Consider the following 18938-nt stretch of genomic DNA (forward strand, 5'->3'; position numbering starts at 1 on the left):
TGCAATGCACATTAATTGAGTATATGAAGCAGTTAAGGACATTATTTCTAATATTTTTAGTAGGCTTGTTGTGGCAGTTACAGGCGTGTAGGAAGTCGGCGGGAAATCCCGGTGAGGCAGCCGATATCCTTACCGGAACAAGCAAGTGGCAAATTGAGGAAATTGCTGTAAATGATGCGGTTACCTTTAAAGATGGGAAGATGACGCAGCAATTTGGGGCCATTGATTTTGAACGATATATGGAAACGGTTGAGTTGAAAAAGGATGGTACTTTTTCAGGGATTTTTAAGGGAGAAAGCAAGCCTTTTCTTCTGAAATGGCAGGTCAATGAGAAGAATATTACAGTCAGTGCGCCGGAAGCAAAAGTGAAAGGAGGGGAATGGACGATCATGCCACAGGACGTCTCTGACGATTCATTTATCATGAAAACCCAGAGCACCGCCTATGACTACCCGCGAATGACCAAAATTGCTTTGAAATTCAAACCTATGAAATAATTTTTAGCTTCCGTCTCCATGAACAGACTTGAACGTGCCTTTGAACTTTTTGACGCCTATAACCGCAACGCGCCCGAACACCTTGTATACGATGGTGTAGACTTTCCCACCGAGTATTTTTATGCCATCAAGCTGTATGAATGGGTCAAAAAGCTAGAACCCGAAGCCAGCGAGAGCTTACTGCTTGCTTCAAGAAGCCAGCACATTGGCCGTTGGGAAATAGCGCGGAATTCGTACCCGGTAGGCAGGGTGGGGTATCTGAAATGGAGAAGTGATTTGGGTCGGTTTCATGCCCAAAAAGCTTCGGAAATCTTGGAATCTGTTGGCTACGAGCAGGATATCGTCGACCGGGTGAGGCAGATCATTTTAAAACAGCGCATCAAGGCCGATGGTGAGGTCCAAACCATGGAAAACGCGCTTTGTCTGGTTTTTCTTGAATTTCAGTACGACGATCTGATCGCAAAGCTCAGCGAAGAAAAAATGATAGACATTCTCCGTAAAACCTGGGCCAAAATGAGTGACCCCGGTAGAAATATGGCACTTTCACTTGATTATAGTGAAGAGGGACTGTCGTTGATTCAGAAAGCTTTGAAGGAGGATTAGAAAAACACTCTCAATCACAAATACTGGCCAGAGCCTTCAATACTCTGGCCAGTATTATTTTTAATCTTTTCGGGCCGTTTGCTGGCTTCCGTCCAGCGATTGGGTGGTTTTAACGAGTCTTACAAATTCGGAGCGGTACCCTTCCTCGTCTTTGCCAAAAGCACCTTTGGCCCGGGCGATCACATTAGCATAGGAGGACTTTCCCTTGAATTCTGAATTGCGCAGCAAAAGACCAAATTCTGCTACTGAACTTGCAAACCGCAGATTCTCTGAGCAGGCCGACATGGGCTTGGATGTGTATTTTACTGGTAAATCAAAGAGTACACTTTTTTCGCTATCCGGGTTTTTGTAGCGTATCTTAATGGTCAGCATTTCATCTGTTTTGCTGATTTCGGATGCATTGTTTTTCTGATATTTTAATGCATCAGTTTGGGCAAGATAACTGCTTTGCATGCCAGCCGGAACGATCTCGTAAATAGCAGTTACCGTATGTCCTGACCCCATATCACCTGCATCTTTCTTGTCATCATGAAATTCTTCATTTTTTAATGCCCGGTTTTCATATCCGATCAACCGGTAGGCCTGTACATGTGCGGGGTTAAATTCGATCTGGATTTTTACGTCTTTGGCGACAGTGAATAGCGTTCCGCCGAACTCCTGCACAAACTCTTTTCGGGCCTCCTGAATGTTATCAATGTAAGCATAGTTTCCATTGCCTTTATCGGCCAGCGTCTCAATGTGGCTGTCTTTGTAGTTCCCCATACCGAAGCCCATGATGCTCAGATAAATTCCTCCTTTTCGTTTTTCTTCAATAAGGCGCTGCAGTTCTCCCTCGCTGGAAATACCAACATTGAAATCGCCGTCTGTTGCCAGAATAACGCGGTTATTACCCTTTGGAAGAAAGTTTTCTTTGGCTAGTTTATATGCCATTTCAATTCCTTCGCCCCCAGCCGTAGAACCTCCTGCTTCCAGACTTTCAAGCGCTTCCCTGATCTTCATTTTATCGGCTCCTGAGGTAGGCGGCAGGATCACGCCAGCTGCACCCGCATATACCACAATGGAAATTTTATCTTCCGCACGCAACTGATCAACCAATAGCTTAAACGCCTGTTTAAGCAAAGGAAGCTTGTTTTCGTCGGACATGGAACCTGAAACATCTATTAAAAATACCAGATTGGAAGCAGGCAGGTTTTTACTGGAAACTGTTTTGGCCTGTAAACCAATGTGCAGTAGTTTTAATCCCCTGTTCCACGGTGAATCGGTTATTTCAGTAGTAACCGATACGGATTTACCATCGGCGGGCTGCGGATAATCGTACTCGAAATAGTTGATCATTTCTTCGATCCTTACCGCATCAATGGGCGGCATTTGTCCCGCATTCACAAACCTGCGCATGTTGCTGTAAGAAGCCCGGTCAACGTCAACAGAGAATGTGGTCACTGCCTGCTGGCCTACCATCTGAAATCCATTTTCGTTGATAGGATTGTAATTTTCTGTGTTCATTTTTTGCGAACGCATGGGCGTACAGGCTGCATAGGTCGAGGGGCTCGCTGCCATTTTTGCGAAATTGGGCTCAACGATCAGTTCCAGGACCTCGTTCTCATGATCTGCTTCTACTACTTCTTCCTGCCCGGGAGCAATTGCGTCCATCGTTACATTAAGCACAGAACTCTTTGCGATTTTCACTTCCTTTGTTTTGTAACCCACGCAACTGAAAGTCAACGATCTGGAAAATGTTGGAACAGGAATGGAGTATTTTCCAAGGGAATCACTCAGCGTGAATGCTTTGCCGCCCGCCACAGTCACCATGACACCGGAGATCGGGGCCTGGTTACTATCGCTGATCGTGCCGGTAATGGTCCTGTCAGGCAGCATGGCGAATGCGCTGAAAAATGTGGCGAGGAGTATTACGATTTTTGTTTTCATGGTCAGTTGTATTTTGGTTTTTTTAGCTGGATGCACACCGGCGGATAATTCCATAAAACTTTTAAATATTTTTTATGGAATTTTGAAAAAACTGCATCCAATGGTTAGTTGGCTCAGAAGAAGTTCTCTTTAAGCACGCACATGTGAAGTTTTTAGGCATATTTCGAAATAAGAAAACGGAAAAGCTATCAGAGGCTCAGCAGCTCTCGATGTACCAGCAGACGGGGGATATCGGAGTGCTCGGCGAACTGTATGCGCCTTATATGGAAATGATTTTCGGCATATGTTACAAGTATTTGCGGGATGAGAACGAAAGTAAGGATGCTGTGATGCAGATATTTGAGAAACTTGTTGCTGATTTGAGAAGTCATGAGGTTGGCAGTTTGAAAAATTGGCTGCATAGTGTCGCCAGGAATTACTGTCTCATGCAGCTCAGAAGCAGAAGGATATTTGTGGGGACAGACGAATTGAGTGACGATGTTCAGAACGCAGATTTGCAAAGCAGCGATCTTGACGACATTTTTATTCTGGATACACAGCTAAGCGCTTTGGATAAATGCATGCAAACACTGATCAGCGAGCAGAGGGAAAGTATCCGGTTATTTTATGTAGAAGAGAAATGTTATAAGGAAATCAGCTCGGAAACGGGTTTTGATTTCAATAAAGTGAAAAGTTATATCCAGAACGGAAAGCGGAATTTGAAAATTTGCATGGATAAAAATGGCGATGGGTAATTCACAACCGGATTTTGACTTCAATGATTTTCGCCGTTATCAGAATGGCGAGATGTCGACGCAAGAGCAGCACAGTTTCGAAAAACGAATGCTGGAAGAGCCGCCTGTGGCTGATGCATATGAGGGTTTTCTGGCATTGAATGAAGATCAGATTGATTATGCGTCGGCACTAGCCACCCTGGATGAAGCACTAAAAGAAAGAACCAAACCGGAGCAGAAAAGGATTCTACCCATGTGGGCATACGCGTCAGCGGCATCGGTGTGCCTGCTGATGGGCTTTTACTGGCTGTATTTTATATCAAACAAAAATAGCGAGCACCAGAATGTTGCCCTTGAAATGTCGATCGGGGCGCCTGGTGATGACCTAGCCAGACCCGAAGAAGGGGTAAAGGAAACCCCAATCCCGCCAGCAGCTTCGACTCCGGCCCTGACCCTTAAATCCGCGCCATCTTCCGCGCCAGAAACCTCCCAGGCTGATGAACTGGAAGCAATAGTACCTGCGGCGCCCCCTCAGCAGGAGCCTAAACTATCTGCTAATAAACTCCAAGAAGCTGTCGTGGAAAGCGCCCTTGAACACATTGCAATTGTGGAATCGGTACCTGCTTCGGCGCCTGTTGCCGCATCGTCCGCTCAGCTACCACCGCGAAAGTCAGCGGCAAAGGTAAGCCAGGACTACGCTGCGGGTGCCTCAATCGCACTGCCATCCAGCCGCCCTGTTCCTGTAAATGGCTGGGAATCATATCGATCCTACCTTTTAAAGAACGCTACGGCCGAAGGGAAATCCGGGGAAGTCGAAGTTAGCTTTACAGTGCAAACCGACAGCACATTGTCGGCATTTTCGGCAAAGGGAGACCCTTCGCTGAATGATAAGGCCATCCTCACAGTCAAAAACGGCCCGCTATGGGTACCCGCCAGATTCAATGGACGGGCCATTGCTGCGCAGACAACTGTCACATTCCAATTTCGCATTTCTGATTAACTTCTGTACAACCAGCCAATTACCGCGCTACTTGTAGAACTAATTTTGAAAAATTTTGTAATTTAGAACAGTTATCTTTTGTGATATAGCTGCCAATACTTAATTTTACTAGACACGTTTTACTAGCCTTCCCAAAGAATTTTCAATTTGCTATGATGCACCAAACCTCCTAATTAATTGAAGAGAGATAGAGAGAGTGGTTTTTTGTCCAAAATTAACTTGGCGTAATACAGGAAAACTACAATTTTTCACTCAGATTTTGTTATGGCAAGTATTATTGTTAATTCTACAAATTAATTGCAAACTCCTAACATTGATTTAATCCAGCCAACGACATTTGATAAATATTTACAAAACCTATGGACAGTAGAAAAAATCTGCTAATTATAGATGATGAACCCAGTATCACTAAAATCCTGGAACATTTTCTAAAAAAGGATTTTAACGTAGTGATAAAAAGTGACGGGTCAGAAGGGATGTTATGGCTGGAAGAAGGCCATCAGACAGACCTGATCATTGCAGACCTGCACATGCCAAACCTCAGCGGAAAAGAGTTCTTAAAAGTAGCAAAAGCCAGCAATCTGTATTCGGATATTCCAATTATCATACTTTCAGGATCTGACGAAAGCAGTGAACGTATCCAGTGCCTTAATCTGGGCGCAGACGACTTCATGGTAAAGCCGTTTAATCCCATGGAAGTTCATGCGAAGATCAATGCGATCTTGCGCCGCGCTAAACGCTTCTCCTAATCAGTTAATACTATGGAATTGACAAGCACGTCCCCGGGAATGGTTGTTGAAACGAAGTCCTACACAGCCCAATTCCGGGTTATGTACCTGAATGCAGACCTGGATGAATATCTACGATTCTCCGAACGATATGAGGAAACTTTGCAGGCAGAATATTTTGCTTCAAAAGAAAGCGTACTGGAAGCGCTGAATGAGAACTATCCGGCAGACGTCATCCTTGCACACGCAGCTAGTGGGGGTTTGGAACTACTCGATATCATTCGAGGCAGCTCGGGATTTGGCAATATTCCTTTTGTATTAATGGTCGACCGTCTTAGTCAGGAAGGAATCGACACAGCAAAGGCAAGGCATGCCGACGATATTTTCTCCGTTCGTTTTGACGATGGTGACCTGGTCACCAGAATCAGATATTTTAAGAAAAGGCAATGGTATGTTGCTAACAAAGCTTCACAAAAAATAGGCTCTCAGGGAAGTAAAACACCATTCTGGAAACGGGCGATTGATGTGATCACAACGGGCGGTGCCGTTATTTTACTCTTACCGGTGTTTTTGCTGGTGGCCTTGCTCATCCGTCTGGACTCAAAGGGCCCTGTGTTTTACAAATCCAAGAGGGTAGGGAGCGGCTATAAGATCTTCGACCTTTACAAGTTCAGGACTATGCGTACTGATGCCGATCAACTGATCCGTAAAATGGCCGCATTGAGCATGTACAACAAGAATACCGAACCCGCACAGCAGATTGAAAGTAATGGGTTATGCGCTGATTGTCTGGCAGGTAGTCGCTGCAAGAGCCTTCTTTTCCATGATGGCAAAGAGATCTGTGAAAAACTCTATCATTTTCAAAAGGATCAGAAAGCCGCCTTTATGAAATTTCAGAATGACCCACGTATCACCAGGTTTGGTCAGTTTCTGAGAAATTCAAGTCTTGACGAATTGCCACAACTGATCAATATTCTCAAAGGTGACATGTCATTGGTTGGAAACCGGCCATTGCCTCTATATGAAGCCGAAAAAATGACTACGGACGACAAAATTCTGCGCTTTGCAGGCCCGGCGGGATTAACTGGCCTGTGGCAGGTAACCAAAAGGGGCAAAGGGAAAGCAGATATGTCCGAGGAGGAAAGAACACAATTAGATATCACATACGCCAAGGAGTTTTCATTCAAGATGGATATGCAGATCATCCTTAAAACCTTCCCTGCTCTTTTACAGTCAGAAAACGTATGATATGTCAGTAGGTTTTGACCCATTCTTTTTGAGTTTCATCATATCTTTTAATGACGCGGGCAGGGTTGCCTACCGCAACAGAAAAAGGCGGGATACTTTTGGTGACCACAGCTCCGGCAGCTACTACGGAATGTTTTCCGATGGTTACGCCAGCGGTTACCACGGTATTGGCACCAATCCAGCAATCGTCTTCAATGACAATTGCGGCAACATTTACTCCTTGCTGATGAATGGGCTGAGCAACGTTATCGTAGTTATGGTTCAGGCCGCTGACGACAATATTCTGAGCAAGAATGACATTATTACCTATTTGAACAGGGCCGATGATCACATTACCAAGGCCTATCAGAGAATTTTCCCCAATTATCACATCCCCCACACCATTATTGACCGTAGTGAAATCTTCAATCATCGAATTGTTTCCGATTGAGAAATGATTGAACGGCACTACATCCATTCGTACCCAGCGTCTGATTACCACACCTTCACCCTTTTGATGATAAAACCGGTTTAAAAAAACCCTTACCCAAAGTCTTGGACGGGCTTGATTTGTGGGAATAAGAAGCCAGTGAAAAAACTTTTTTAAACGGGGATTGTTGCGAATTTGATCAGAGAAAGGCATTCTGAATGGACTATTAAAAGTAATGTAGTAATAATTTTAGTCAAATGTATTTTGTATCGCTACAAAATCAAGCATAAAGTAATTTTAAATAACATATTTTTCAAACTGATGCCGATGAGATACGCCGTATTTTTGGTTCCCTTGTTTTTAATAATATCCACAGCCAAAGCTCAGGAGTCTTTAACTAAGGATATTTCCCATGAATATCTTGACAAACTGATTGCGATTTGCAAAGCCAATTACCCAAAAGTTAAAATGTATGAGGCTAGGGTAGCTGTCACTGAATACGGCGTCAAAAAGGCCAAGCTCTCTTACTTTGACATTTTCAATTTTTCCTATCTGTATAGCCCCAATAACAATACAGCTACTATTTCCCCCACACTTCTTAGTGGTTATCAGCTTGGTTTTTTTGTCAACATCGGCGCTATCCTGCAAAAGCCAAGTATGATCAAGCAGGCCAAAGGCGAACTGGCCATTGCCCAATTAGACAAGGAATCTTATGATCTGAGCATGGAAGCGGAAGTGAAAAAGCGCTATTTTACTTACATTCAGAAAAAGGCAGTCTACCGCCTACGTTCCGGTGCTGTGCTGGATGTGGAAAGTATGGTTTCCAACATCAAGCACCGGTTTGAAATGGGGCAGGAGTCGATAGAAAAGTATAATCAGATGCTGGTCATGCAGACCGACCACTCGCAGAACCTGCTGAATGCTGAAAGTGACGTATTGATTGCAAAAAGCAGCCTGGAAGAATTGTTGGGACAAAAATTAGAAGATATAAAATGAGCGAATTTGTACAATTTTTGAGATTACTGCAACGCAATAAAATAACACTGATCCTGGTTCCCTTGATCACCGTCATTATTTGCTATTTCCTGGTCAGAAGGTTGCCGGATACGTTCGTTTCACGCGCCCGTATTGCGACCGGTCTTGTGGATAAGACCGACCAAGTTATTACAAGAGCCAAGGAAGAGCAAGACCAACAAATTTCGCGCAAGTTTGAAAGTCTTATTCAAACATTGCGACTGAAAAGGACACTGGATCAAGTATCTTACCGATTGCTGCTCAACGATCTGAAAGGATTAAAGGACTCGACCTGGCGGGAACCGGTCAGTGCGCTGGAAACGATGAGCAAGGCTGATAAAGTCAAAGCCATCAGTCTCATTACTGAGAAGTATAACAACCGCGAAGAGCTTTTCCTGTGGAAACCTTATGAGGAACATCTCAATAAGATCATCGTCGATATGAAATACGACGCCAACGCTCTGCGGGACAAACTGATCATTTACAGGACGGGCGCCAGTGATTACATCGACATTGAATACGAAGCGGAAAATCCGAAGCTTTCAGCCTATGTGATCAACACTTTGAGCCAGGAGTTTATTTCTGACAATTCGTCCAGGGTGGTTGGTAACAATAAAAGGACCATTGATTTCCTTCAGAACTTTATGCTGCAAAAACAGGCAGAGCTTAATGCGCGAATGAACACGTTGAGAAACTTCAAGATCCAGAACCGGGTGTTGAACCTCAACGAACAGGCGAAAAGTATTTATGGACAAATGGCCGACTACGAAACCCGAAGAGAAGTTGCGCAGAAGGATATCATTGCCCTAGGAGCGGCGATCCGTAACATTGACCACAAATTTGATCCTACAGAAAGAAAATATTTCGAAAGCGCCCTTACGGGTATCAACCAAAAAATCATTGCGACAAAGGGAAATCTCAGGGCATTGAATGAACGTTATGTGCTCAATAATTTTGATCCGCGCCTAAAATTCAGCCTGGATTCGCTTCGGAGCAAGCTTGCAGGCGAGATTGACGAGGCATCGGATAAATACGCTTATAATCCAATGGCGCTTAAACAGGATCTGGTAACCCAGAAACTGACCATGGAAATTTCTTTGGAACTGGCCAAAAACAGTGTGGCCTCCATTCAGGGGGAACTGGACCGTTTGAACAAGAAATTTGACGGGCTGGTACCCAATGAGGCGAAAATTCAGGAGTACGAAACTTCGATCGACATTGCTAGTAAAGAATATATCGAATCACTGCAGCGGTACAATGAGGCGAGTTTGGAATTTAGTTTTCCAGTTTATCTGCGGTTGATCGAACGCGCAATGCCGGGAGAGGTGCAGGCGTCGAAAAAAATGGTGCTCGTGATCCTTTCCGGTGTGATCAGTTTGGCTTTCTGTGTATTTGTCTTCTTTATTTTATTTTATCTCGACAAATCCATTCGTTATCCTTTGCAGCTTGCCAATGCCACCGAGCGGCCGGTATTGGGCTATCTGAATGCTTTGGACAAAGGTTCCAGTCTAAGCCTTTCTGGTATGAATGCTTCGGACGATAAGGCCATCAGGCTCTACAAAAACCTGGTGCGTTCGATTCGCTATGAGCTGGATAATGAGCTGGATGATCCGAAAGTAATCGCGGTGACCAGTCTGTCGCACGGGGTGGGCAAAACCTCTTTTGTGATCGCATTAGCCTGGGCGTTTTCAAAAATCAATAAAACAGTACTGCTCATTGACGGTAATTTTGGACAGCCTGATATTTCCAAGCTCAACCCCGACACAAGCATGATTGAAGGCTTTATCAAAAGTGATACAATTATCGAAGCCAGTCCAGGACAGATACGTATCCTGGGCAACAAAGGAGGTGATGTCTCCCTGCTGGAATTCGCCAGCGAGAAAGGGATCAGCGAACGTCTTCGAGCTTTGAAGGCGCAGTTCGATATCATACTGATAGAAGCCGATTCGCTGACGGCGATGAACAAGGCAAAGGAATGGGTGACATTCTCTGACAGGGTTGTTGCCGTTTTTGCAGCAGGTCGTTCTATTTCAGAAGAAGATGAATCCAAGATACAATACCTTAACAATCTGGAAGACAAGTTCTCAGGTTGGGTACTTACCAATACGGAAGATATTCCAGAGCAGGCAGGTAAGATAGGCAAACCCGTGGAAGCATGAAAATCGTAGAAGGAATCTGGTTGCTTATTCAGTTTTTGATCTGGTTTAACCTGGTCTTTCCTGTAATCTTGTTGCTCATTTATAGCATAAGAGGAGGGGAGAAGCAGCAGCCAGGTAAGAACAACGTGACAGATCTGCCGGACTACGGAATCATTGTCACAGCATACGAGTATACCCAGCAGCTACCTGCGGTGGTAGCTTCACTGCTGGAACTGAACTACGAGCAGTATCATATTTATGTAGTGGCTGATAAATGTGACATTAGTGATCTTCATTTTCCAGTCGATAAAGTGTTGCTGCTAAGACCTGAACAGGTTCTGGGTAGTAACACCCGCTCACATTTTTATGCGATCAAACATTTTATCAGGCCACATTCGCACCTGACTATTATTGATAGTGACAACTTAACGGATCCGCAGTACCTCAATGAGTTGAATACCTATTTTAGTGCTGGTTTTCAGGCGGTTCAAGGGGTCAGGGAGGCTAAAAACCTGGATAGTACCTATGCTTGTCTGGATGCAGGCAGAGACATTTATTATCATTTCTATGATGGTAAGATTCTCTTTGGCGCCGGATCATCAGCCACGCTGGCAGGGTCGGGTATGGCGTTTAGCACAGCTCTTTACAAGGAGTGTCTGGGACATCTGGACGTAACTGGCGCGGGGTTTGACAAAGTGCTGCAGGAAGGGATTGTCACTAGAAAGTACCGTATTGCATTCACCGGAAAAGCCATAGTTTATGACGAAAAGACGACTGGATCTGATCAACTCGTCAAGCAGCGGGCGCGTTGGATCAATACCTGGTTCAAATATTTCGCCTTGGGTTTCAAGATTTTTTTCAGTGGGCTGGCCAATTTAAACTGGAATCAGGTGCTTTTTGGATTGGTCCTGCTCAGACCACCGCTTTTCATTTTTCTGATTTTGTCGGTATTCTTCATGCTGATCAACCTGTTTATTTCCATTCCGGTTGTAATAGCCTGGTTTGTAGGCTTATGCGTCTTTGTAACAGGTTTTTATATATCACTAAGGAGGTCGCATACCGACCCGAGGATTTATCAGTCGCTGGTCAACATTCCAAAGTTTATTGCTTTTCAACTTTTGGCGCTGCTCAATGCGCGGAAGGCAAACCAGATTTCAGTGGCAACAAGAAGTGGACAAACAGACCATAAACAGTTATAGCCTTCTGTGATATGAAAATTTACCCAGCAAAAACGGAAAAGAAAAAGAAGATGACTTTCGATCATCTGACGCCATTGCAAAAGAAGACACGTCAGGTGGCCCTGTTGCTGGCACTGGTCAGTGCATTCATTTTTTTCTTTAAAATTCTATTTTTTTAAGTGGAGAAAGATTTACAACTTTTTGTTCCCGGCGAAAACAGTTCCCGATCTGGTTTTAAAAACTGGCTCAGACAGCTCTTTTGGGTTGATAAGCTCAGCAATGTTACGGGGCTTGTCATCCTGCTTTTGATTTCGGCAGGATTGGGGGCACTCATCGCCTACAAGGGGATTTTTGCGGTTGCAATCATTCTGATACTTATGATCGTTCCAATCGTGGTGTATTCAATTGTGGTTTTCCCGCAATTTGGAATGGTCGTTCTGCTGGTGCTGGCGTATCTGCTCTTCTTTATTATGAAGATAGGGATCGATTTTCCCATGGGGACGCTCATGGACGGCATTCAGGGTTTACTGATCCTGGGCTTTTTTATTCATCAAAAACGCAATCCAAACTGGAAAATTTTCAGTGGACCGATTAGCACGATGATCCTGATCTGGATTGTTTATAATTTTGTAGAGGTGGCCAATCCGGTCACCGAGTCCCGGCTGGCCTGGGTTTATACGATACGGTCAGTGGCCATAGTGATGCTCACGTACTTCGTTTTCATGTACCAGATCAAAACGGTCAAACAGATCCGATTTTTGTTGAAAATGTGGATTGTTTTAGCTGTTTTTGCGGCTCTATATGCATTCAAGCAAGAGTTTATAGGGTTTTCCGCCGCGGAGGAAGAGTGGCTGTATTCAGATCCTAATATTCAGAACCTGCTCTTTATCGCAGGACATTGGAGAAAATTTTCCATATTCTCGGATCCGGTCGCTTTTTCATACAACATGGTGGTGAGCAGTGTTTTATGCATCGCCTTGATTACTTTCGTTAAACAGATCTGGAAAAAGATATTGCTGGCCCTTTTTGTGGTCTTATTCTTTACTGCAATGCTATTTTCAGGCACCAGGGGTGCGTATGTGCTCCTTCCTGCTGCAATGGTTTTGTTTGTCATTCTTCGGTTCAACCGTCAGGTACTGATCGGTACGGCCATTGCCGGGGTTGGAATACTCTTTCTGATTTTGGTACCTACCTCCAACTCCAATATTGTACGCTTTCAGACGGCCTTCAAACCCAACGAGGACATCTCATTTCAGGCCAGAAAAAATAACCAAAAACGCATTCAACCCTATATACTGTCACATCCAATGGGTGGAGGGCTCGGCGCGACGGGTGCCTGGGGGCAGCGCTTTGCTCCGAATTCTTACCTGGCCAATTTTCCTCCTGATAGTGGCTATGTCAGGGTAGCAGTGGAGCTGGGCTGGATTGGCCTGGGTATATTTTGTTTTCTGATGTTTTTCATTTTGCGGGAAGGGATCAATAACTACTTTACCATTCGCGACAAGGAACTAAAGACCTACTGTATGGCCATGCTTCTGATTGTATTCGCTTATAACATCGGTAATTACCCACAAGAAGCTTTGGTGCAGTTTCCTTCCAATATTTACTTTTATCTGGTCGTTGCCATCATCAATGTCACCAAAATTATTGATGACAAGCAAGAGGAGAAGCCGACCAGGCTGGCGGCCACTGCACAATATCCGTAATTTTTTATCGGACTTGAAAGCTTGGCGGCCTTATAAAGTGATGACTTAGTAGCTTTAAATTGATGAGGCCAAGTAATATTATGTATACAAATAATACTAAATTATGCCCACGTTAAGTCATATAAATGCAGATACCCTGCATAAAAAATGACGAGAATTACAAATTAATAGATCAGTTTATGAGAATTGCCCATCTTATTTTGGCTCATTCCCAACCCAGGCAACTGGCAAGACTGATCAAGGCGCTGGAACATCCCGATGCGTATTGTTTTTTGCACATTGACCGGAAAGAGGTATTGAGTGATTTTCAGTTTCTTGCTTCCAAACAACGGGTATTTTTTGTCAAGGAGCGTGTAAAAGTGGGCTGGGGTGCATACAGTATTGTTCAAGCAATGGTCAACGGTTTTCAGGCTATTTCAGATTCCGGCTTGGAAGTTGATTATATCAATCTGTTGAGCGGTTCTGATTACCCACTGAAAAATCCGGATGAAATTCACGTTTTTTTTCAGGAGCATAAAGGACAAAACTTTATGGAATATCAGCTTGTCATGGAGGAATGGACGGAAGCTATTACCAGGCTAACCGAGTATCATTTGACGGATTATTCATTTCCAGGAAAGTATTTTGTGCAGAAATGGATGAACCGGTTACTGCCGTCTCGGCAAATGCCCGAGCATCCGGTACCCGTCGGGCGGTCGCAATGGATGAGTATCACACTGGATGCTGCCAGGTACATAATAGAATATCTACGGTCGCATCCCGGTCTCGTATCTTTCTTCCGGCATACATGGGCGCCTGATGAAATAATCTTTCAAACGATTCTGTATAACTCGGGTTTTCGGGACAAAATGGTAAATTACAACCTAAGGTATATTGATTGGCAGAACGGGAAAGCGAGCCCTGAAATATTAAAAGAAAGCGATCTGGAAAAACTGTTGAATTCCGGCGCTCTTTTTGCGAGAAAATTTGACATGTTAAACCATCCCGGGATACTTGATCAACTTGACAAAAAAATACTCAGCCACACTTAGTTTAAAGGCTTGGTTGTCTTTTTCAAAACGGATGCAGAATTCTTTTTTTACTTATCGGTGAATTATTTATGGACATTGTTATTACCGGACAACAGGCTTGGGATGTGGAAATTGGTAGTAATTGCAAGAATATCGCGTTGGAATTCTGCAAAAAGCATCGGGTACTGTATGTGAATTCGCCTCTTGACCGGATCAGCCAGCTAAAAAACGGTAGTGACCCCAAAGTGGCCAAACGCCGTGATGTGATCAAAAAAAAACGGGATGGACTTGAAAAAATACAGGAAAACCTCTGGGTATTATATCCCGACGAATTAATAGAATCCATCAACTGGCTTTCCTCTCAGAGGATCTTCACTTATCTCAATAAAAGAAACAACAGGATCTTTGCCGGCAGCATCGCCAGGGCAGTATCGAAGCTAGGTTTTGTGGATTATATCCATTTCAATGATAATGATATGTTCCGGAGCTTTTATCTAAAAGATATGCTGAAACCGAAGCTGTCGATTTACTATTCCAGGGATTTTATGCTCGCCGTGGATTACTGGAAAAAACATGGGGCTGCTATTGAGCCCGCACTGATCGCCAAAAGTGATCTTTGCGTTGCCAATTCAACTTATCTGGCAGACTATTGCAGAAGGTACAACCCGAATGCCTATTATGTAGGGCAAGGCTGTGATTTGGAGATCTTTATGGAAGGCATCAATGCGGCTGAGCCTGACGACATGCGGGCGAGCTCGCGTCCGCGCATTGGTTACGTGGGTGCATTGCAGAGCATTCGTCTCAACATGGACTTGTTGCAATACATTGCCGAAAAGCGCCCCGACTGGAACCTGGTGCTGGTGGGGCCCGAGGATAACGAATTTCGGGAAAGTGGCTTACACGCCTTGCCTAATGTAATATTTACCGGCTCAAGGGACATCAAAGACCTGCCCGCCTATATCAATTCCTTCGATGTGTGCCTGAACCCTCAGCTGCTTAACGAAGTAACGATTGGGAATTATCCCAGAAAAATTGACGAATATCTCGCCGTAGGAAAACCCGTAGTTGCGACGCGGACAGATGCGATGAGTGTTTTTTCTGAGCACGTTTACCTGGGTCAGACCAAGGAGGACTATATTTCACTCATTGAGCTGGCGCTTTTCGAAAATTCAGAATCCAGGATTGCAGCGCGGAGGACATTTGCGAGCTCTCATAGCTGGGAAAACAGCGTAAGCGAAATTTACAAAGCTGTCGACCAGGTTGGTAGTCCTAAACGCTGAGAATCGATAAGTATTAAAGCAATTTCAGTTGAACCAATCCTGACTCGGATTCTGCTTTAAGCTGCACCAGTTTTTGGCTCAGTTCCGCATTCCAGTTTCCCTGTTTGAGAATTGCTTCCAGGTCTTTGTACTGATTGGCCGTAGCCAGCATTCCCACAGAAAATAACGAAGATCTGAACTTGTGAATTGTTTGGCGCAGTCTATCCATATCTCCCGATGCGGATGCTTCCTCAATAGTCCGTAACTGGATTTGGCTATCTTTTTCAAACATCGCGATCAGCTCATCACGAAGCTCCTGGTCGCCGCCCGTGATTTCAGAGAGATAGTCAAGATTTAAAATATTATCGGACATGTTATTTGGTGGTTGAGAATTGAGATCTTTTGTTTGTGGTGTTGGTGATGGAGGGGCTTCGATATTGTCTTTATTGCCCAAATGTGCGATCGTATATAACAATTCACTTTCCTTAAAGGGTTTTGAAATATAGCTGTTAGCTCCGATGCTGAGGCACTCTTCTTTCTCGCCGACCATTGCGTGGGCAGTCATCGTAATAATCGGGATGGTTTTTGAAATGGACCTGCGGATTTCCTTAATGGCCGTATAGCCGTCCATAATTGGCATCTGGATATCCATCAGAACCATATCAAATTCTTCCGAATTCAATTTATCAAGTGCTTCCTGGCCGTTATTGACGATGGTCAGGGGTATTTTTATTCTTTCAAAAATGGCTTGTAATAGCTTCTGATTAAGGGTGTTATCTTCGGCAGCAAGCACACGCAGCTTACTGATTGCCGCACTTGTATCAATGTCCACCTCGATGTCCTCCAAAGGTGCAGCGTCCTTCATTACCTTGAACGGGAAGTCCATGGTGAAGACGCTTCCTTTTCCCACCTCGCTTTGCAGTTTTAAAGTGCCATCAAAAAGTTGGACTAATGATTTTACAATGCTCAGTCCTAAGCCTGTACCGCCAAAAACCCTGGTCGTACTCTCAGTGGCCTGTACAAACCTGTTAAAAACGTCATGAAGCTTATCCTTGGCAATGCCGATTCCAGTATCAATGACCTCTATCCGGATTGTCTGTGTAGTATTCACGATTTCGCTAATCGGGTTCACCGTCAGGCTTACCCTTCCTTTTTCTGTAAATTTGACGGCATTACCGCACACATTCAGCAAAATCTGGGTGAGCCGCAATTTGTCGGCTTCAACGAACTCGGGTAGCCCATCGGCCATGACAGCCTGGAAAGTAATCCCTTTTTCAACGGCTTTTTGATTGACGATCACAGAAACGGATTCGACGACTTCTTTGAGTGAAATAGCTGTTTTTTCAAGGTGTACCTGTCCGGCTTCGATTTTGGAGAAGTCCAGAATATCGTTGATCAATTCCAGTAGATTTTTGCCTGCGTATTGAATGTAGCCTACGTACTCAACGCTTTTGGGCTCAGTCACCTCGCCGATCAGCAAGTTGGTAAAGCCAATGATCGCATTCAGCGGCGTTCGGATCTCATGACTTACATTAGATAGAAAAATGTCTTTGACCCTAACTGATTTTTCAGCAAGCACGCGGGCCTTTTCCAGCGTTGCCTCATAGTTAGCACGTTCTGTAATGTCCCTGAAAACAGTAATAGCGCTGGTGATTTCACCTTCCAGCCCGATCACTGGCTGTACGTTGGTTTCCAAATGATAAATTTTATCATTCCTGACCAGATCAATTTTATTGCCGATCAACTTCTCGCCGTGTAATCCCCGCGCCACCGGAAGTGTGTCGGGTGTAAAGCGCACGTGGTAACGGGTTGGGTCCAGCAGTTTGATCTGGTTGAGCTCATCAGCCAGGGTGATGAGCCGACCGGTTTTCAAACCTAAAATGTCCCGTCCTGATTGATTCAGAAACACAATTTCACTTTGCTTATTGATCACCATTACCCCGTCTGGGATAGCTTCCAGGTACTGGCTGACCAGCCTCTCTTTTTCATTGATTTCTTTTTGCAACAGGACTTGTTTGCGTTTGTCAAGATTCATGAAAATAATGGAAAGTATCGTCAACAAAAACCCTACGACACCTGTTACGATGATGAAAAGCACTGAATTTTCCTGTGTCCGTGCTACCAGCATGCGCCGCTGGTTTAGATTGTGATTTTCATAGTCTTCAATTTCATTGATCTTTCGTGTCAATGTACTGTTAAGCTGGATTCCCTCTCCTTCCTGGATTTTACTAAAGGCTCTTTCTTGTCCGTCGGTCCGGTACAGCGTGATAAGTCCCTGGGAATAACCGACAATGCTGCTGGATATCGAAAGCAGGTCCTTTACCCTTTTAGTCTGAATTGAATCGTCTTTAACCAGATTGAATAAAGTATCGGTAATGCCGATGAGCTGAATCTTTTTATTATAGTTGTCAGTCAGAAGAGCGCGGTTCTCGGTAATGAGGTATCCCCGCATATTCGACTGAAAATCCTTAGTAACCAGGCCGAAATTGGCGGTTTGGTTCAAAACGCCAATGGTCCGGGTGAGCCTTTCATTGTTGAGAGAGAGGTCCCGCACGTTCTTATAGGTGAAGTACTGCGAGCCAAAAATCAACGCGAGGCCAAGGTATATGCTCGCATAATACCATCTGAATGAATCTTTTGTCAAACTGGTCGGCATAGACTTGAATTAAGGGGCTCTCGGTATTAGCTGATTGGTATCCAGATCCTAAAAGCCGTAACCAGGGTTTCAGATCAGATAATCAAAGTTAAATTTTAAATGCCGGTATAGGTGCCTTAATTGTGAAAGAAAAAAATTGTCGCTTTCCCGCCAGCTCTCCCTTTTCATTGTGCTAGGCTCGGCTTCGGAATTTTTTTGTGTAAACAAATTTTGAAAATCCCTATAAAAAAGCGCTTTTCCATTCTTTTTAAGAAACGACATCATCATACTGTACTCGGTAAAATCACCTTTCTGACCCTCAATATACCTTCCGAATTTTGCAAAGAAGTTGTTGCGCCGCAGATGCGGGTGATCGCTGTACATGTAGAACTTACGATAACCTGGCCTCCACAAATTAAATACCATATCATAGTATCCCTGGTCAGGGTTTTTCAGGTACGGATATTCGAAATAGGCATAAAAGCGGACCATGTCAATCTCTGGCCTTGAATTGATCAGCCTCACTGCATGCTCAAAACGCTCGGGGAAAATGGCGGCAGGTGTAAAATCCTCCTGTACATATAAAGTAAGCGGAGTCTGGACTGCATCCTGGCCCTTGTTAATGTTATTGCCCAATCCTTTGTTTTTGGGAGTTGTGAGCAGCCGGAAATCAAACTGCTTCTGCAATAACTGAAGATAGTCAATATGCTCGGGTTTGCTGCCATCATCGGAAACGACGATATCTTCGAATCTGCAGTCCAGATCGATAAATGACTTTAAGAGTTGTTCCAGGGATTGGCTCCTGTTGTAATGGGTGACCAGCAATGTCACGCCTTTAAAGAAATGTTCCTTTTTCATAGGTTAAGTCAATGCA

Annotated in this window: 17 protein-coding genes; 13 read left to right on the forward strand and 4 right to left on the reverse strand. The window is 44.2% G+C overall.

The window, feature by feature from the left end; translation table 11 throughout:
- Positions 1–23: 23 nt before the first annotated feature.
- On the forward strand, positions 24–497 hold the full coding sequence (locus tag ON006_RS06545; RefSeq protein WP_244819285.1) for a hypothetical protein: 474 nt from the start codon (positions 24–26) through the stop codon (positions 495–497).
- 18 nt (positions 498–515) lie between these two features.
- Positions 516–1100, forward strand: coding sequence for a DUF4202 domain-containing protein (locus ON006_RS06550; protein WP_244819284.1), 585 nt, complete (start codon positions 516–518; stop codon positions 1098–1100).
- 60 nt (positions 1101–1160) lie between these two features.
- Here the strand turns inward: ON006_RS06550 and ON006_RS06555 are convergent, their stop codons facing one another.
- Positions 1161–3026, reverse strand: coding sequence for a YfbK domain-containing protein (locus tag ON006_RS06555; protein WP_244819283.1), 1866 nt, complete (start codon positions 3024–3026; stop codon positions 1161–1163).
- Between the two features lie 143 nt (positions 3027–3169).
- Between ON006_RS06555 and ON006_RS06560 the strand changes: the two genes are divergently transcribed.
- From ON006_RS06560 to ON006_RS06575, 4 genes are all read left to right on the forward strand, one after another.
- Positions 3170–3760 (forward strand): RNA polymerase sigma factor, encoded by a 591-nt coding sequence (locus tag ON006_RS06560; protein WP_244819282.1) that lies wholly within the window; start codon positions 3170–3172, stop codon positions 3758–3760.
- Positions 3753–4739 carry an energy transducer TonB gene (locus ON006_RS06565; protein ID WP_244819281.1) on the forward strand — a complete coding sequence of 329 codons (987 nt, stop codon included), beginning with the start codon at positions 3753–3755 and terminating at the stop codon, positions 4737–4739. Before ON006_RS06560 ends, ON006_RS06565 begins: the two co-directional genes overlap by 8 nt.
- A 359-nt stretch (positions 4740–5098) precedes the next feature.
- Entirely contained in the window at positions 5099–5488 is a 390-nt protein-coding gene (locus ON006_RS06570; protein ID WP_244819280.1) for a response regulator transcription factor, read from the forward strand.
- A 12-nt stretch (positions 5489–5500) separates the two neighbouring features.
- Entirely contained in the window at positions 5501–6715 is a 1215-nt protein-coding gene (locus tag ON006_RS06575) for a sugar transferase (protein WP_279679523.1), read from the forward strand.
- Between the two features lie 4 nt (positions 6716–6719).
- Here the strand turns inward: ON006_RS06575 and ON006_RS06580 are convergent, their stop codons facing one another.
- Positions 6720–7196: an acyltransferase gene (locus ON006_RS06580; RefSeq protein WP_244819279.1), complete on the reverse strand. Its 477-nt coding sequence runs from the start codon at positions 7194–7196 to the stop codon at positions 6720–6722.
- 255 nt (positions 7197–7451) lie between these two features.
- Between ON006_RS06580 and ON006_RS06585 the strand changes: the two genes are divergently transcribed.
- The 7 genes from ON006_RS06585 (at position 7452) to ON006_RS06615 (ending at position 15450) form a co-directional block, all read left to right on the forward strand.
- Positions 7452–8120, forward strand: coding sequence for a TolC family protein (locus ON006_RS06585; RefSeq protein WP_244819278.1), 669 nt, complete (start codon positions 7452–7454; stop codon positions 8118–8120).
- Positions 8117–10297 (forward strand): exopolysaccharide transport family protein, encoded by a 2181-nt coding sequence (locus ON006_RS06590; protein WP_244819277.1) that lies wholly within the window; start codon positions 8117–8119, stop codon positions 10295–10297. The genes ON006_RS06585 and ON006_RS06590 overlap by 4 nt, the downstream gene beginning before the upstream one ends.
- Positions 10294–11475 (forward strand): glycosyltransferase, encoded by a 1182-nt coding sequence (locus ON006_RS06595; protein WP_244819276.1) that lies wholly within the window; start codon positions 10294–10296, stop codon positions 11473–11475. Before ON006_RS06590 ends, ON006_RS06595 begins: the two co-directional genes overlap by 4 nt.
- Positions 11476–11486: 11 nt before the next feature.
- Entirely contained in the window at positions 11487–11633 is a 147-nt protein-coding gene (locus ON006_RS06600) for a hypothetical protein (protein WP_244819275.1), read from the forward strand.
- A complete protein-coding gene (locus ON006_RS06605; RefSeq protein WP_244819274.1) occupies positions 11634–13160 on the forward strand; it encodes an O-antigen ligase family protein in 1527 nt (508 codons plus the stop codon).
- A 179-nt stretch (positions 13161–13339) separates the two neighbouring features.
- Positions 13340–14191, forward strand: coding sequence for a beta-1,6-N-acetylglucosaminyltransferase (locus tag ON006_RS06610; RefSeq protein WP_244819273.1), 852 nt, complete (start codon positions 13340–13342; stop codon positions 14189–14191).
- 68 nt (positions 14192–14259) lie between these two features.
- A complete protein-coding gene (locus ON006_RS06615) occupies positions 14260–15450 on the forward strand; it encodes a glycosyltransferase (RefSeq protein ID WP_244819272.1) in 1191 nt (396 codons plus the stop codon).
- 13 nt (positions 15451–15463) lie between these two features.
- Here ON006_RS06615 and ON006_RS06620 read toward each other — a convergent pair whose 3' ends face one another.
- Together ON006_RS06620 and ON006_RS06625 are read right to left on the reverse strand one after the other, a co-directional pair.
- Entirely contained in the window at positions 15464–18085 is a 2622-nt protein-coding gene (locus ON006_RS06620) for a response regulator (protein WP_244819271.1), read from the reverse strand.
- 69 nt (positions 18086–18154) lie between these two features.
- Positions 18155–18922 (reverse strand): glycosyltransferase, encoded by a 768-nt coding sequence (locus tag ON006_RS06625; RefSeq protein ID WP_244819270.1) that lies wholly within the window; start codon positions 18920–18922, stop codon positions 18155–18157.
- Positions 18923–18938: the final 16 nt, after the last annotated feature.

Origin of the sequence: Dyadobacter pollutisoli, from assembly GCF_026625565.1 — a bacterium.
GTDB classification, from domain to species: domain Bacteria; phylum Bacteroidota; class Bacteroidia; order Cytophagales; family Spirosomataceae; genus Dyadobacter; species Dyadobacter pollutisoli.

Bases quoted from the DNA above. Each gene is read 5' to 3' on its own strand.
- ON006_RS06565 (WP_244819281.1), top strand. From the start codon at position 3,753: ATGGGTAATTCACAACCGGATTTTGACTTCAATGATTTTCGCCGTTAT.
- ON006_RS06615 (WP_244819272.1), top strand. From the start codon at position 14,260: ATGGACATTGTTATTACCGGACAACAGGCTTGGGATGTGGAAATTGGT.
- ON006_RS06620 (WP_244819271.1), bottom strand. From the start codon at position 18,085: ATGCCGACCAGTTTGACAAAAGATTCATTCAGATGGTATTATGCGAGC.
- ON006_RS06585 (WP_244819278.1), top strand. From the start codon at position 7,452: ATGAGATACGCCGTATTTTTGGTTCCCTTGTTTTTAATAATATCCACA.
- ON006_RS06575 (WP_279679523.1), top strand. From the start codon at position 5,501: ATGGAATTGACAAGCACGTCCCCGGGAATGGTTGTTGAAACGAAGTCC.
- ON006_RS06590 (WP_244819277.1), top strand. From the start codon at position 8,117: ATGAGCGAATTTGTACAATTTTTGAGATTACTGCAACGCAATAAAATA.
- ON006_RS06545 (WP_244819285.1), top strand. From the start codon at position 24: ATGAAGCAGTTAAGGACATTATTTCTAATATTTTTAGTAGGCTTGTTG.
- ON006_RS06600 (WP_244819275.1), top strand. From the start codon at position 11,487: ATGAAAATTTACCCAGCAAAAACGGAAAAGAAAAAGAAGATGACTTTC.
- ON006_RS06570 (WP_244819280.1), top strand. From the start codon at position 5,099: ATGGACAGTAGAAAAAATCTGCTAATTATAGATGATGAACCCAGTATC.
- ON006_RS06610 (WP_244819273.1), top strand. From the start codon at position 13,340: ATGAGAATTGCCCATCTTATTTTGGCTCATTCCCAACCCAGGCAACTG.
- ON006_RS06555 (WP_244819283.1), bottom strand. From the start codon at position 3,026: ATGAAAACAAAAATCGTAATACTCCTCGCCACATTTTTCAGCGCATTC.
- ON006_RS06550 (WP_244819284.1), top strand. From the start codon at position 516: ATGAACAGACTTGAACGTGCCTTTGAACTTTTTGACGCCTATAACCGC.
- ON006_RS06625 (WP_244819270.1), bottom strand. From the start codon at position 18,922: ATGAAAAAGGAACATTTCTTTAAAGGCGTGACATTGCTGGTCACCCAT.
- ON006_RS06595 (WP_244819276.1), top strand. From the start codon at position 10,294: ATGAAAATCGTAGAAGGAATCTGGTTGCTTATTCAGTTTTTGATCTGG.